At 42.1% G+C, this 13,948-nt stretch carries 9 protein-coding genes and 1 pseudogene; 7 read left to right on the top strand and 3 right to left on the bottom strand.

Annotated features, from left to right (window positions below):
- Positions 1–358: 358 nt before the first annotated feature.
- Positions 359–3,445 (bottom strand): efflux RND transporter permease subunit, encoded by a 3,087-nt coding sequence (locus PR809_RS06855; RefSeq protein ID WP_206276863.1) that lies wholly within the window; start codon positions 3,443–3,445, stop codon positions 359–361.
- On the bottom strand, positions 3,442–4,536 hold the full coding sequence (locus PR809_RS06850) for an efflux RND transporter periplasmic adaptor subunit (RefSeq protein WP_195698026.1): 1,095 nt from the start codon (positions 4,534–4,536) through the stop codon (positions 3,442–3,444). The genes PR809_RS06855 and PR809_RS06850 overlap by 4 nt, the downstream gene beginning before the upstream one ends.
- A 264-nt stretch (positions 4,537–4,800) precedes the next feature.
- On the opposite strand from PR809_RS06850, the pseudogene PR809_RS06845 reads away from it, so the two are divergent.
- Positions 4,801–5,511: pseudogene (locus PR809_RS06845) on the top strand (TonB-dependent receptor plug domain-containing protein); the annotation flags it as partial.
- A complete protein-coding gene (locus tag PR809_RS06840; RefSeq protein WP_336298714.1) occupies positions 5,508–6,062 on the top strand; it encodes an alpha/beta hydrolase in 555 nt (184 codons plus the stop codon). The pseudogene PR809_RS06845 and the gene PR809_RS06840, both read left to right, overlap by 4 nt.
- Positions 6,063–6,064: 2 nt before the next feature.
- Here PR809_RS06840 and PR809_RS06835 read toward each other — a convergent pair whose 3' ends face one another.
- A complete protein-coding gene (locus PR809_RS06835; protein WP_195698024.1) occupies positions 6,065–6,997 on the bottom strand; it encodes a LysR substrate-binding domain-containing protein in 933 nt (310 codons plus the stop codon).
- Positions 6,998–7,591: 594 nt separating this feature from the next.
- Here PR809_RS06835 and PR809_RS06830 point away from each other — a divergent pair.
- The 5 genes from PR809_RS06830 to PR809_RS06810 all read left to right on the top strand — a co-directional run bounded on the left by PR809_RS06830 (position 7,592) and on the right by PR809_RS06810 (position 13,943).
- Complete coding sequence (locus PR809_RS06830) at positions 7,592–8,197, top strand: ankyrin repeat domain-containing protein (RefSeq protein ID WP_102138775.1); 606 nt, start codon at positions 7,592–7,594, stop codon at positions 8,195–8,197.
- Between the two features lie 35 nt (positions 8,198–8,232).
- On the top strand, positions 8,233–9,156 hold the full coding sequence (locus PR809_RS06825) for a DUF2877 domain-containing protein (protein WP_206276864.1): 924 nt from the start codon (positions 8,233–8,235) through the stop codon (positions 9,154–9,156).
- A complete protein-coding gene (gene fdrA / locus PR809_RS06820) occupies positions 9,146–10,696 on the top strand; it encodes an acyl-CoA synthetase FdrA (protein WP_102138773.1) in 1,551 nt (516 codons plus the stop codon). The genes PR809_RS06825 and fdrA overlap by 11 nt, the downstream gene beginning before the upstream one ends.
- The gene (locus PR809_RS06815; protein WP_166266083.1) at positions 10,696–12,111 is read left to right on the top strand and encodes a DUF1116 domain-containing protein; all 1,416 of its coding nucleotides are present in this window, start codon (positions 10,696–10,698) and stop codon (positions 12,109–12,111) included. Before fdrA ends, PR809_RS06815 begins: the two co-directional genes overlap by 1 nt.
- A gap of 269 nt (positions 12,112–12,380) precedes the next feature.
- Complete coding sequence (locus PR809_RS06810; RefSeq protein ID WP_102138771.1) at positions 12,381–13,943, top strand: xanthine permease; 1,563 nt, start codon at positions 12,381–12,383, stop codon at positions 13,941–13,943.
- The last annotated feature ends 5 nt before the right edge of the window (positions 13,944–13,948 follow it).

Genomic DNA, 13,948 nt, shown 5'->3' with positions numbered 1-13,948 from the left:
AGTAATTATAAACAAACTGAGTTAGGTGTTAAATTGATTTTTATTATCAATTTAATCAAATCCGTTCCTAATTAGATTAATGATAAGAATTAAAAATAAAAAACATTAAATAACATTTATTTTTGATAGCAATTAGTCATTCAATTATTGATATTCTTTTTTTGATGTAATAACCCTATTTATTAGGCTATATTTATGATTCATTAACTTGAGACTTTAATTTTTGATCACGGGCTGCCGCTTGCTTTTTAATATAATTAATCGTCTCGATTTTCATTTTTGGCCTCATCAATACGATGCTTAACAGAGTAACAAAGTACGTGAGTCATTGCTGGCCTTTCGGCCAGCTTTTATCCCTTTACCAGTGCTTAATATTGCGGTCTTCTTTTGTCACTGAGGTTAATTTGGCGAGCTGAGGTAATAATTTACGTTTTAAATCATCCATCAAGCTATAAATCACAGGGACAAACAACAAGCTAAGGATCGTGGAGCTCAACAAACCGCCAATCACAGCGATGGCCATAGGGGCTCGAAACCCTGCGTCTGCCCCACTTGTTAGTACTAGGGGGATCATCCCTGCAATCATGGCAAAGGTCGTCATAATAATGGGCCGAATACGCTCTTGTCCTGCCTCAATAATCGCTTTTTCTCGCGCCATACCTGAACGTTGTTTTTCAAGAATGAATTCCACCAGCAAAATCGAGTTTTTCGTCACAATCCCCATCAGCATTAAAATACCAATAATGACAGGTAAATCGATCATCGCACCGTATAACACTAAAGCTATAATTGCCCCGCCAATCGAAAAGGGTAAGGCAACCAGTATGGTAATCGGCTGAATAAAATCTTTAAACAATACGATTAAAATAGCGAAAACCAGTAACACACTGAATACCATCGTAGTGCCAAAGCGTTCGAACATATCAATCATATATTCCATATCACCGTATTCCACTTGGGAAATACTGTGTGGCAGTTGTTGATACTCAGGAAGTTGCGCCACAATATCTAACGCTTCCCCTAATGTGAGCCCTTCCAAATTGGCTTCTATCGACATCTGTCTTTGGCGATTAATTCGCTCAATCTGGGAAGGGCCATCACTGGAGTCAATATTAGCAACAGATTTAATCGGGACGTTTTGCCCATTTTGGCTTCTTACATATAAATTATTCAGCACATCAATATTATTTTGCTGGGACTCCGGTAAAATCACCTGTACGGCTAATTGCCTATCTGGCAGATTAAACTTAGCGCTACGTGAATTTGCCTCCCCCATAGTCGCAATGCGTAGTGTGTTTGCAATCTCTTCCACACTGACGCCTGTTCGGGCAACATCTACCACATTAGGTTTAACAATCAATTCTTTACGTAATAGCGGTTTCATAACTTGGACATTTTTAAACCCATCAATTTTTGCCATTGCCTCGCGCAATTTTTGCATCGATTTTTCGAGTTGTTCAGGGTCACTCCCTGTAAACATTAACGAAAATTCTTTTCCCCCATTACTGTTGCTGAAAGTGTAACGTGCATCCGTTTTTTGGCTTAACCACTCAGAGATAGCCAGCTCAAATTCTTTTTGTGATAATTCACGCTCACTGGGCTCAGTTAAGGTTAAAATCATTTCGCCTTTGTGCTGAGCAACGCCTTCTGAATCATCCGCAATTCCGGCAATCGAGTAGGCCGATAAAATTTCCGGCCTATCTTTTAGCTGTTTGGCAATTTCATTAATTTTTTTCTGCGTTTGCTCAACAGGCGTTCCCGGTGGCAGCTCAATATTAATTTGGCTAACACTGATATCACCATCTGGCATGAACCCCACAGGCAAAAAACTGGTTATCGCCACTGAACCAAACAGAAACCCACCAGCTAGCATTGATGCGAACTTACGGTGTTTTAGTGTCATCGATAAAAAACGGGTATAACGCGCTATCCAATTTGCTGTTTTAACGCCTTCATGGGCACCTTTTTGTGGCAATAATACATAGGCTGCCATTAATGGCGTAACTAACCTTGCCACCAACAAGGAAGACAACACAGCGGCAGAAACGGTAATGCCGAATGGTACAAAATATTGCCCCACAAAGCCGCCAATAAAACTAACGGGTAAAAATACCGCGACAATCGTTAGCGTAATGGCAACAATCGCAAAACCTATTGCATCAGAGGCTTTCAATGCAGCAAGATACGGCCGCTCACCGCGTTCAATATATTTTTGGATATTTTCAATTTCAACAATCGCATCATCCACTAAGATGCCAATCACTAACGTCAGGGCCAGTAATGTGATGCTATTTAAGCTGTAATCAAATAACATCAAAATAAAAAAGGTCGGTAATATCGACAGAGGCAATGCCACTGCTGCCACCAACGTGGCTCGCCAGCTTTTCAAAAAGAAAAATACGATAACGATGGTTAAAAAGGCCCCTTCTAATAAGGTTTGAATCGTTAGCGTAAAGCTCGATTCCGTGTATTTGACCGTCGATGAAACCAAGCTTATTTCAACATTTGGGTTGGCTTTTTGTAGCTTTTCCAGTGCTTGTGCAACGCCCTGAGCTACTTTGGTATCGCTAGAGCCTTTTGCACGATATACCGCAAACCCGACAACCTCTTTACCATCAAGTTGCGAAATAGATTTCACATTTTTATGGCCATCATAAATATTAGCGATTTCCCCCAACCTGACAGATTTTTGGTTATCAATGGGTAGCATGATGTTTTTAATATCATCTACTGCCTGTTTTTCCCCTAAAACACGAATGGTATGCTGTAACCTATTGTATTTTGCATTTCCCCCAGCAGAATTCTGATGATTATTTTTTAATACTTCATTGATGCTCGCTATCGATAACTGCATTGCCGCAAGTTTATCTGCGTCCGGCTCAATGCGAATTACTCGCTCTGTATCCCCTAACCGACTGACCTTTTGCACCCCTGGCACAGTAATCAACTGCTTACTCACGGTGTCATCGACAAACCAAGACAAGTCGGCGATAGATTCAGTTTCAGATGAAACGGCATAACGTAAAATCGCCCCACCTTCGACATCAATACGGTTAATTAACGGTTCGTCGATAGTTTGCGGCAATTCCCCACGAATTTGCCCAATTTGTTCACGTACATCGTTAGTGGCGACATGGGCATCAACACTTAAATCAAATTCAATGGTTGTCGTTGATGCGCCTTCACTAATCGATGAGGTAATATGGCGGATACCGGGGATCCCAGAAACTGCGCGTTCAACTCGCTTTGTGACGGCATTTTCTAACTCTGTCGGTGATGAGCCATCCTGTGTGACAGTAACCGTAACAATCGGAAAGGTAATCACTGGGTTTGCTGTGATAGGTAATTGATTAAAAGAGAAAATCCCAGCGATTGTCAGGGCTAAAAAAATCACAATAGTTGGGATTGGACGCGTTATCGCCCAAGACGATAGCTGTAGCTTCATTGCGGTGCCCTTACAGGAACAACTTTATCATCTTCAGATAAAAAGGCTTGAGCGTAAGTCACCACGTCAAGGTTAGCCGCTAACGGGCTTAATATTTCAACATGACCATGTTGAATTTTACCTATTTGGACGGGCAGTTTTTCTACGCGCCCATCATTTGCCACACTAAAAATAAAACGTTGACCATCAGGCTCTGTACGAATCGCACTATAAGGCAGTGATATGTATTCACGCGGTGAATTGGTATAGGTCATCATCCCGATTTCCCCTAATCTCATCGATTGAACGGGTTCGGTCAGCGTCACTCTGATTTTTCCTAATTGGGTTAAAGCCTCTATTTTGGGTGATAAATAACGTAGTTTTCCCGAAATGACCGTATTGTTATTCACTTTCATCATAACGGGGTTATCCCCAAGGATGCGGGCTAATTCAGAGGGGTGTGCGAGGGCTTCAAACTCTAGCTCGTTATTTTCGATTAGTTTAAATAACAATGCGTTATCGGATAGCGTACCGCTCATTGCATGGCGCTCGCTGATCACACCTGCAACGGGCGCAATAATTTTTGCTTTATCTTCTTGGCTTTGCTCACGCCTTAGTTGGGCTTGTAATTGGCGTAATTCTGCCCGACTTGCTGTGAGAAGTGCATTTTGCGCTGCAGCTTCGTTTTTTGCTTTTCCAAAGTCATTTGCTGAAATAACTCCTGTTTTAGCCAGCGGAGACAAGCGCTGAAGCTCACTTTGTGACTGCCTACTGAGTGCTTCTTGCTGTTTGATATAAGCCGCAGCCTTATCAATTTCAGCTTTCAATTGTTGTACAGCAGCACTTTGGATTGGCGATTCTAAGGTGGCAAGCAATTGGCCTTTCTCCACCCACTCCCCTTCTTCCACAAATACTGCGGTGACGATTTGTTGTTGTAATGGCGAACCGATAGAAATTTCATTTCTCGCCACAAATTGGCCAGGAAGGCTAACCGCATCCGCAACTTTAATTTTTTGCGGATGCGTCACACTTAAGCGTATTTCTTCCGCTTGTACCCCTTGAGCCACTGCCATAATAAAACAGCATAAAATGGCTAAAAATGTATGTTTCATATAATTCAAATTTTTCTAGTTAACGTTGGCACTAGAGTAAATTTGCGCATCCCCAAACACCATAAACCAAAGTTAAACCTTAATTTTTCGTTAAGCTTGGTAAAAATGGTAAAAAGGGGGAGAACACTATAGGTGAAAATTCTTAGCTGAGATCAAATATTGCTCATAAATTAGTTAGCCCATTATTTATTTTTGATATGTTTTAGTGATAATATTCGCAAACAATATAATTATCATTCTCATTTATATTTCCTAGGGATAACTATGACTTCGCAATATCACTACACCCTGATTGCCGCCGGTGTTTGTGCGGCTTTATCTTCATTTAGTGCTACAGCAGCAGACAGTAAAACAGATACCATGGTCGTCAGTGCGTCAGGCTTCTCGCAACAACTGCGTGATGCTCCTGCTAGCGTGACTGTGATCACGGCAGACCAGCTACAAAATAAACCTGTTCGTGACCTCGCCGATGCGGTTAAAGACGTGGAAGGGGTAAGTATCGTTGGTGCTGCCAACAAACAAGATATTAATATCCGTGGCTTACCCGGCGAATACACGTTGATATTGGTCGATGGGCGTCGTCAAAATAGCCGTGAATCACGTCCAAATGGGAGTGGTGGTTTTGAAGCGGGCTTTATGCCACCTGTTGAAGCGATTGAACGCATCGAAGTGATCCGTGGACCTATGTCCTCCCTGTATGGTTCTGATGCGATGGGTGGTGTTATCAATATCATCACCAAAAAAGTGACCAATGAATGGCACGGTAGTGTGACAACAGGCGCGATTATCCAAGAAAATAGCGATAGCGGTAATTCAACCGACGGTAACTTCTACCTATCAGGCCCATTAATTCAAGATAAACTCGGCCTGCAATTATATGGTGGTGGGGACTATCGTCAGGAAGATAAAATCGCTGATGGCCATCACAAGAAAGATAATAAGAGCCTAACCGCAAAACTGACGTTTACCCCATCGACGAAGCCTTTCCAAAAGCATGGCGAACGCTCGATTACACCCCACCGGTTATCGGTGACGAATTTAAACAAGGCGGAGGCTCCCCTGCGCTATACCAATTTTTAACTGACACTATTCGCCCATGGGCAGAACAGCGGCTTCCTATTGATAAAAACAAGCAAACCCTATTTGGCCATTCATTTGGTGGATTATTCACCTTAATGGCATATCAACAACAACCGGATGATTTTCAGTTTTATGTTTCTGCCAGCCCGTCATTATGGTGGGGTAAAGGAAGTATGGTGGATTTAGCGAAGCTGACAGCTAAACAAACGGCTTCCCCCCTATTTGTGACTTTAGGCGGTTTAGAAGAGAGCCCTGATTTATCCAAATTGAGCGCCGAACAAGTACAAAATTACCAAGCGCGCAAAAGTTGGATTAGCACACGCCAAGTTTGCACTGAGATTGCAAACCACCAAAGGCACTGTGAATTTACCTTATTCGATGGCAAAAACCACGGTTCAGTGATCCCTGATGCCATCGATAAAGCCCTTGATGTCGCTAGCCAATAATACTAATTGATGGGTTTTAGGAGGTCGCTGTAAAGGTCTGCTAGAACCCCCTTTTCGCCAAATTCTTTGCGGATCCACTGCGTCACAAGCCCAGTAGCCGAATGTTGTGTGGCTAATAGCATATGGGAGTCTTGTCGTGGGTTCTGAATGTGTTTTGTTACCAACAGGCCGTGTTTAACATGTTCTTTAATCATATAATCAGGTAAAAAGCCAATCCCTTCACCGAGTATCTGACACTGGCATTTAGTATTAAAATCAGGAACTTGAATTGCTTCCTGCCCATGTAGTAGCCACCCCACCCGCTTATTAATGGTATGCGCGGTATCCTCTACCATAATATTTGGATAAAGACGCAATTGGCTCTCAGCGATGGGTTCTGGCATCAGCGCCAATGGATGAGTTGCCGCAATAGCAAATTGCCAATGGATCGCACCAATTTCAGTGTAATCAATCCCACCGCCATCCATCAACGTGCCTGGAGCACCAATCGCAATATCTGCATGATTATTAATAATGGCATCCCAAACCCCATTATATACCTCTGTTGTCACGGTGATGTGGCAGGTTGCAAACTGTTTTTTTAATATTTGCAGTAACTTAGCGGTATGATAAGGCGTATATAATAACTGATTAATACAAATACGCACCCGTGCTTCAATACCTTGCTCAATGGAATAAATACTTTTTTGAATGGAATGGAAACTATTAAGCAAATCGGTCGCTTTTCGATAAAAATAGTAACCCGCTTCTGTGAGTTCAATATTACGGGTATTACGAATGAACAATGCGACATCTAAATAAGTTTCAATACGTTTGATGGTATAGCTTACCGCGGAGGTGGTAACGCCTAATTCTTCCGCGGCTTTACTAAAACTCGCAAATTTCGCTGCTGTTGTGTAAGTCAGTAAGTTTTCTTCCGTAAAAATTGAGTTCATACCCACCACCAAGAGTGTTTAAATTTTAGACAAATTATCTTTTTATGTGAATAAAATTCAATAACGCAAAAATCAGATTATTTTTCGAGCATATTTTTATAGCTTAACAGAATTATTAACAACTGGAATAGATTAAATTTGATATATATTTTTCCCAAGTAAAAACCATACATTTAACGTCACTATTAATATTCGAAATACCTAATATTATTGAATTTAATAGGCAAACCAAGCATTAACATTCGATACAGATGAGATCAATAAAATTACAAATTTAACAAATTAAAAACTTTCAATTTGATGTCTATCACAGAACTGAGTAAATCATGATTTTCGATTTTAATTAACAAAAAAAATCACACAATTTGGGTCTAAAAATAGTCATAAACCATCAATAAACGATAAAAAAGGATGCTCATACGCACAAAAAAGCCAGATTATTGAATTTAATTCAACAATCAAACGCCTCATTGATGAATTAAATTTAAATGGATTCTTTTTATTAATGACAATTGCTATGCTCTACACATCATAAATAATCTTCAAATTGTCTTTATCTATGTTGGTAATAAAAACCAACCTAAGGGGAAAATGATGACCGCTAGTACTCTCGCTCACGATTTTTTAACCGCAGCTGAACAAGGACAATTAGAAATATTAAAAAGTTGTCTTGAAAAAGGTGTGGATATTAATACCACCAACCGCCAAGGCCGTACGGCGATTGTTAATGCAAGCCTGAATAAACATTATGAATGTGTTTCTTTCCTAATTAATGCAGGGGCCGATATTAATAAACAAGACCAAACATGTTTTAACCCTTTCTTATTAAGCTGCCTTAATGATGACCTCACGTTGTTGCGCATTGTCTTACCTGCAAAACCAAATTTAGATTTATTAACCCGTTTTGGTGGTGTGGGCATTACACCTGCAAGTGAAAAAGGCCACGTGGAAATTGTTCGTGAATTACTTGAAAAAACCGATATTAATGTCAACCACACTAACTTTGTAGGCTGGACACCACTATTAGAAGCTATCGTGCTCAATGACGGTGGCGAAAAACAACAGCAAATCGTTAAATTGCTATTAGACCATGGTGCAAACCCACACATGACTGATAAGTATGGTAAAAAACCATTAGAGTTAGCGCGTGAAAAGGGTTACAACGAAATTGTGGAGCTACTGATTGCCGCAGGCGCATAGCGAAATCATAGACTCTAAATAGGATAAGGAGGCATGTGAACGCATCCATATCTCATCGGCAAAGGTTATACGGGCTAACGGCTGATACACATTTTCTCAATTTGTTGCATCAGCCACAACCTCAAGGAACAGTAGAACAAGTCTTTAATAAAGCCATTAACTTTTCTATTGATAATGTACTTTATACTTTGCTTTGTTCTCAATTAGATAATGCACCAAATAGTTGCCGATTAATCAATAAAGACTTTTCTCTTTTCGATATTAAAGAAGGAGAAACCATTTATTTATTTAATAAAGAAATATTGATTGGCAGTCATTATTTAATATCATTTTCTTTATGTAAAGAATGGCAGCAACCTGTTATCAACTTTAGTGATAACAAACTTAAAAACCCAAATTATTTATTATATATCGAAGAGCAAAGAAATAATTTGGATTTAATCTTAACTGAAAATAAAAATTCTCTATTTAAATATCAGGGGGATAACTTTTTTTATCTCTCTATGACAGAACAATTGCTTCAATTACGCTCTGAATTGATTGAATCAATAATTAAGAAAAATAAAGAAAACATGACTCATGTGATCCGCCAGTTTGTTGGATTAGGTATCGGGCTAACACCTTCAGGAGATGATTACTTAGTTGGGTTAATGGCATTTTTATTATTAAACGGCCATCCAGTTGCCACTTTTTACCCTGATTTTTATCAAGGAGTAACCCACAGCCTAGGCCAGACGACACCAATCAGTGCCATCACATTAGAAAAAGCATTAAACCGAGAATTTCGAGAAAACATGCAGCAACTAATTCAATCATTAGTTGCTGCGAAAGAAACAGATATTTATCCACAAATTTTAGAGATTTTAAATATCGGGTCGAGTTCTGGCAGCGACATGCTATTTGGCTTGCGAGATGCCCTGTATATCACCCATTATTTCGGAGAAAACTATGTCGACTAAAGTTGTCATAAAAAAGAATACCTATTTTGATTCCGTATCACTGATGTCTATTTCGACAAAAGCCAATCAACTCGACAATGTTGAGCAAGCGTTTGTCGCGATGGCTACAGAGATGAATAAAGGCGTTTTACGTAATTTAGGGTTACTAACCCCTGAATTAGAAGAGGCTAAAAATGGCGATTTAATGATTGTCATCAAAGGCCCAAGCAATGAAGCGAACGACGCCACATTAATTGCTATCGAAGACCTATTTAATAAGAAAAACCAGGGCGGTGGGCAACATGAAGCCAAATACGCCACCATTAATTCAGCAAAAACACATATCCCAGATGCCAACCTTGCTGTCATTTCAGTCAATGGCCAGTTTGCTGCTCGTGAAGCGCGCATTGCATTAGAAAATGACCTCAATGTCATGCTGTTTTCCGATAACGTCTCCATTGAAGATGAACTCGCACTTAAACAGCTGGCTAGCAAGAAAGGCTTGCTGATGATGGGCCCAGACTGCGGAACCGCCATTATCAACGGTACTGCGCTGTGCTTTGGTAACAATGTACGCCGTGGCAGCATTGGCATCATCGGTGCATCCGGCACCGGTAGCCAAGAACTCAGCGTCCGTATTCACGAATTTGGTGCAGGCGTTTCCCAATTAATTGGTACCGGTGGTCGCGATTTAAGCGAAAAAATTGGCGGTATCATGATGATTGACGCCCTGAAAATGCTCGATGCCGATGATGAAACCCAAGTTATCGCACTGATTTCTAAGCCACCAGCTCCTGCCGTTGCCAAGAAAGTGTTAGAACAAGCGGAAAAATGCCACAAACCTGTTGTCGTGTGTTTCTTAGGTAGCCAACCGCTACCAGAAGATAAGCCGGGTCTAACCTTTGCACAAAGCACCAAAGAAGCAGCACTGAAAGCGGTTCTATTAACCGGTATTCGCAAAGAAGATTTAGATTTACACCCTCTTAATTTACCACTTATTGATGAAGTCAGAGCAAAACTGAAACCTGAGCAGAAATATATTCGTGGCTTATTCTGTGGTGGAACGCTATGCGATGAAGCCATGTTTGCCGCCTTGGAAAAATACGATGATGTTTACAGCAATATTCAGCCAAACCCTGACTACCGCTTAAAAGACCTCAACAAAAGTATTGCACACACCTTCCTCGATTTTGGTGATGACGACTTTACCAACGGTAAACCGCACCCAATGATCGACCCTACCAACCGTATTGAACGCTTATTACAAGAGGCTCGCGACCCTGAAGTTGGCGTCATTATGATGGACTTCGTTTTAGGTTTTGGTTCTCACGAAGACCCAGTCGGCGTGATGATAGACGCGATTAAAGAAGCGAAGAATATTGCCAAACAAGATGGGCGTGAACTAGAAATTTTAGGCTATGTGCTAGGGACTGACCAAGACACACCGTCGATGGATGCGCAGGTCAAAATGCTAACAGATGCCGGTGTTATCTGGGCAAGTAGCAGCACCAATACGGGTTTATTAGGGCGTGAGTTTGTATGGAAAGGGGAGAAAGCATAATGACTTCATTATTTAAGCAGCCATTAAATGTCATCAATATTGGCATCGAAATGTTCAGTGATGACCTGAAAAAACAGCATGTTCCGGTCACTCATTTAAATTGGACTCCTCCAGGACAAGGCAACGTTGCGGTTATTCGCGCCCTCGACCAAATTGAAGGTAATGCCACGCTACAAGAAAAAATTGCAGCGGCTAATGCCCAAGCACTTGAGCGTATTATTCAATCTCAGCCTGTGTTAATCGGTTACGACCAAGCGATTAACGTGGTTCCAGGCATGACCAAAAACACTATCCTGCACGCAGGCCCACCGGTTGCTTGGAAAGATATGTGTGGCGCGATGAAAGGTGCGGTGACGGGCGCGCTGGTTTTCGAAGGCTTGGCAAAAGACTTAGCTGATGCAGAACGCGTTGCGGCCTCGGGGGAAATCATTTTCTCACCTTGCCATGAACACGATTGTGTTGGCTCAATGGCAGGTGTCACTTCAGCATCAATGTTTATGCATATTGTTGAAAACAAAACCTATGGCAACCGTGCGTTTACTAACCTCAGTGAGCAAATGGCTAAAATCCTGCGTATGGGCGCCAACGACCAAAGCGTGATTGACCGATTAAATTGGATGCGTGATGTCTTAGGCCCAATGCTGCGCGACGCAATGAAAATCGTTGGTGAAATCGACCTGCGTTTGATGCTTGCGCAAGCACTGCATATGGGTGATGAGTGCCATAACCGTAACAATGCAGGAACAACCTTACTTATCCAAGCGCTCACGACTGGGATCATTCAAACTGATTTCTCTGTCGCGCAGCAAAAAGAAGTCTTTGATTTTGTTGCAAGCAGCGATTACTTCTCCGGCCCAACGTGGATGGCGATGTGTAAAGCTTCGATGGATGCCGCTCACGGTATCGAATACAGCACCGTTGTCACCACCATGGCGCGTAATGGCTATGAGTTTGGCTTACGTATCAGTGGGTTACCGGGACAGTGGTTCACAGGACCTTCTCAGCAAGTTATCGGCCCGATGTTTGCAGGCTACAAACCTGAAGACTCTGGTTTAGATATCGGTGACTCTGCAATCACAGAAACCTACGGTATTGGTGGTTTTGCTATGGCAACTGCACCCGCTATCGTGGCACTCGTTGGCGGTACGGTAGAAGAAGCGGTCGATTTCTCTCGCCAAATGCGTGAAATCACCTTAGGTGAGAACCCGAACGTGACTATTCCATTACTGGGCTTTATGGGTATCCCTACCGCTATTGATATTACGAAGGTTTCAGCCAGCGGTATTTTACCTGTTATCAACACAGCCATTGCCCATAAAGATGCGGGCATCGGTATGATTGGGGCAGGTATTGTTCACCCGCCGTTTGATTGCTTTGAAAAAGCCATGTTGGCCTACGCACAGAAATATGCTTAGTTTTCAATCATAAAAAAGACGCCCAACTCCGGTTGGGCAATAATAAAATATCAATACCCAAATTATTTACATACAGAAGTAAAACAAAAACTACTTTGTTGCGGCTTAAAATGAGTAAGCAGTTACCCAAAATAATTTAAGTTGCAGCAAGGCGGCAAACGAGGATATCTCAGGGAGCATACTTCAGTATGTGACCTGTGTAGCCGAGTGTAGCCAACACAGTTGCAGCTTAAAGTATGATGGGTAATGACGGGTATGGGAGAATACTTATGAGTATACTAAATATCAAATGGAAACGTGGGGACTTGGCCGCCTATTTTGGCTTAATGACCAATAACCTAACTAACCTACTCACCATGATGGGTCTCTTGATTTTCGTTGTCGGCATCCCATCAGAAATTGTTTACGGCCGTATCGCTCCTGCCTTTGGTTTCGCTGTTTTACTTGCCAGCGTAAGCTACGCTTACTTTGGCCAGCAAATGATAAAGCAAACTGGGCGCGATGACGTAACAGCGCTTCCATCAGGCCCGAGTGCCCCTTCTATCTTTACGGTGACGTTCTTAGTCATCATGCCTGTCTACCAGACAACACAGAATGCCGAGTTTGCGATCCAAATCGCACTAGTTTGGTGTTTTGTCGAGTCAATGATCCTCGTCGGTGGTTCTTTCTTAGGTGAAACCATCCGTAAAATGATCCCTCGCACCGTACTGTTATCCTGTTTGTCCGGTTTAGGATTACTGTTACTGGCGATGAACCCGATGCTGCAAGCGTTTGAAGCACCAACGGTTTCATTCATTGTGCTGTTATTAATTTTCATTAACTGGTTTGGTAAAAAACCGATTTTTGCTCGCATCCCAACTGGCTTATTGCTGCTAATTGCTGGTACCGTACTGGCATGGGCTTCCGGCTTGCAAAGTGCAGAAGCAATCAAAGATTCAATGGCATCATTTGGCTTCAACCCACCAGGTATCCATATTGATAGCTTCTTCCAAGGCCTTCCCCACGCTCTGCCTTACTTAGCGTCTGCGGTGCCACTTGGCTTAGCAAACTATATCTTCGACCTTGAAAATATTGAAAGTGCGCATGCTGCAGGTGATGAATATAATACTCGTAAAGTCATGTTAGCTAACGGCTTATCATCTACTGTCGGTTGTTTTCTGGGTAACCCATTCCCAGTAACCGTTTATGTGGGTCACGCGGGTTGGAAAGCGATGGGCGCAAGCGTGGGTTATACCTTAGCATCTGGTATCACCATGTTTATCGTACCATTATTCGGTATCGGTGCCTTTATGTTAGCTATCATTCCAATGACCGCTATCGTGCCAATACTGGTGTTTATCGGGGTTGTCACCGCCAACCAAGTGGTACGAGAAACGCCAAAAATTGAAGTCCCCGTTATCTTTATCTGTCTGTTCCCATGGATTGCTAACTGGGCATTGACGATGGTTAATAGTGTTATGGGCGCGGCAGGTACCTCTGCAAGTGCAATTGGTGTTGAAACCTTGCTACACAAAGGGGTTTATTACCAAGGTCTGGTCCATTTAGGTAACGGTGCACCTTTAGCCAGTATGTTGTGGGGCTGTATTGCTATCTTTGCTATCCTCAACCAGCCACTGCGTGGAGCTATTGCTGCTGCTGCGGGGGCAATATTAGTCTTCTTCGGAATTATTCACTCCCCAGCGGTCGGAATTGCCACCGGTTCGACCTTGATGTTTGTTTACGCATACCTCATGATGGCGGCTTTGTTTGTACTCAAGCACTTTTTAGATAGCCGAAAATCTGTGGAAGAGCAACAAGCTGAAAAATCTGAGAAACTCAGTAAGTCAGTGTAATCCAG

The organism is Providencia sp. PROV201 (assembly GCF_028479545.1).
Classification (GTDB): Bacteria; Pseudomonadota; Gammaproteobacteria; order Enterobacterales; family Enterobacteriaceae; genus Providencia; species Providencia huaxiensis.
Note: the sequence above shows the minus strand (reverse complement) of the source record. Positions and strands in the feature narration are given on the sequence as shown.

Bases quoted from the DNA above. Each gene is read 5' to 3' on its own strand.
- PR809_RS06810 (WP_102138771.1), top strand. From the start codon at position 12,381: ATGAGTATACTAAATATCAAATGGAAACGTGGGGACTTGGCCGCCTAT.
- PR809_RS06850 (WP_195698026.1), bottom strand. From the start codon at position 4,536: ATGAAACATACATTTTTAGCCATTTTATGCTGTTTTATTATGGCAGTG.
- fdrA (WP_102138773.1), top strand. From the start codon at position 9,146: ATGTCGACTAAAGTTGTCATAAAAAAGAATACCTATTTTGATTCCGTA.
- PR809_RS06830 (WP_102138775.1), top strand. From the start codon at position 7,592: ATGACCGCTAGTACTCTCGCTCACGATTTTTTAACCGCAGCTGAACAA.
- PR809_RS06855 (WP_206276863.1), bottom strand. From the start codon at position 3,445: ATGAAGCTACAGCTATCGTCTTGGGCGATAACGCGTCCAATCCCAACT.
- PR809_RS06835 (WP_195698024.1), bottom strand. From the start codon at position 6,997: ATGAACTCAATTTTTACGGAAGAAAACTTACTGACTTACACAACAGCA.
- PR809_RS06815 (WP_166266083.1), top strand. From the start codon at position 10,696: ATGACTTCATTATTTAAGCAGCCATTAAATGTCATCAATATTGGCATC.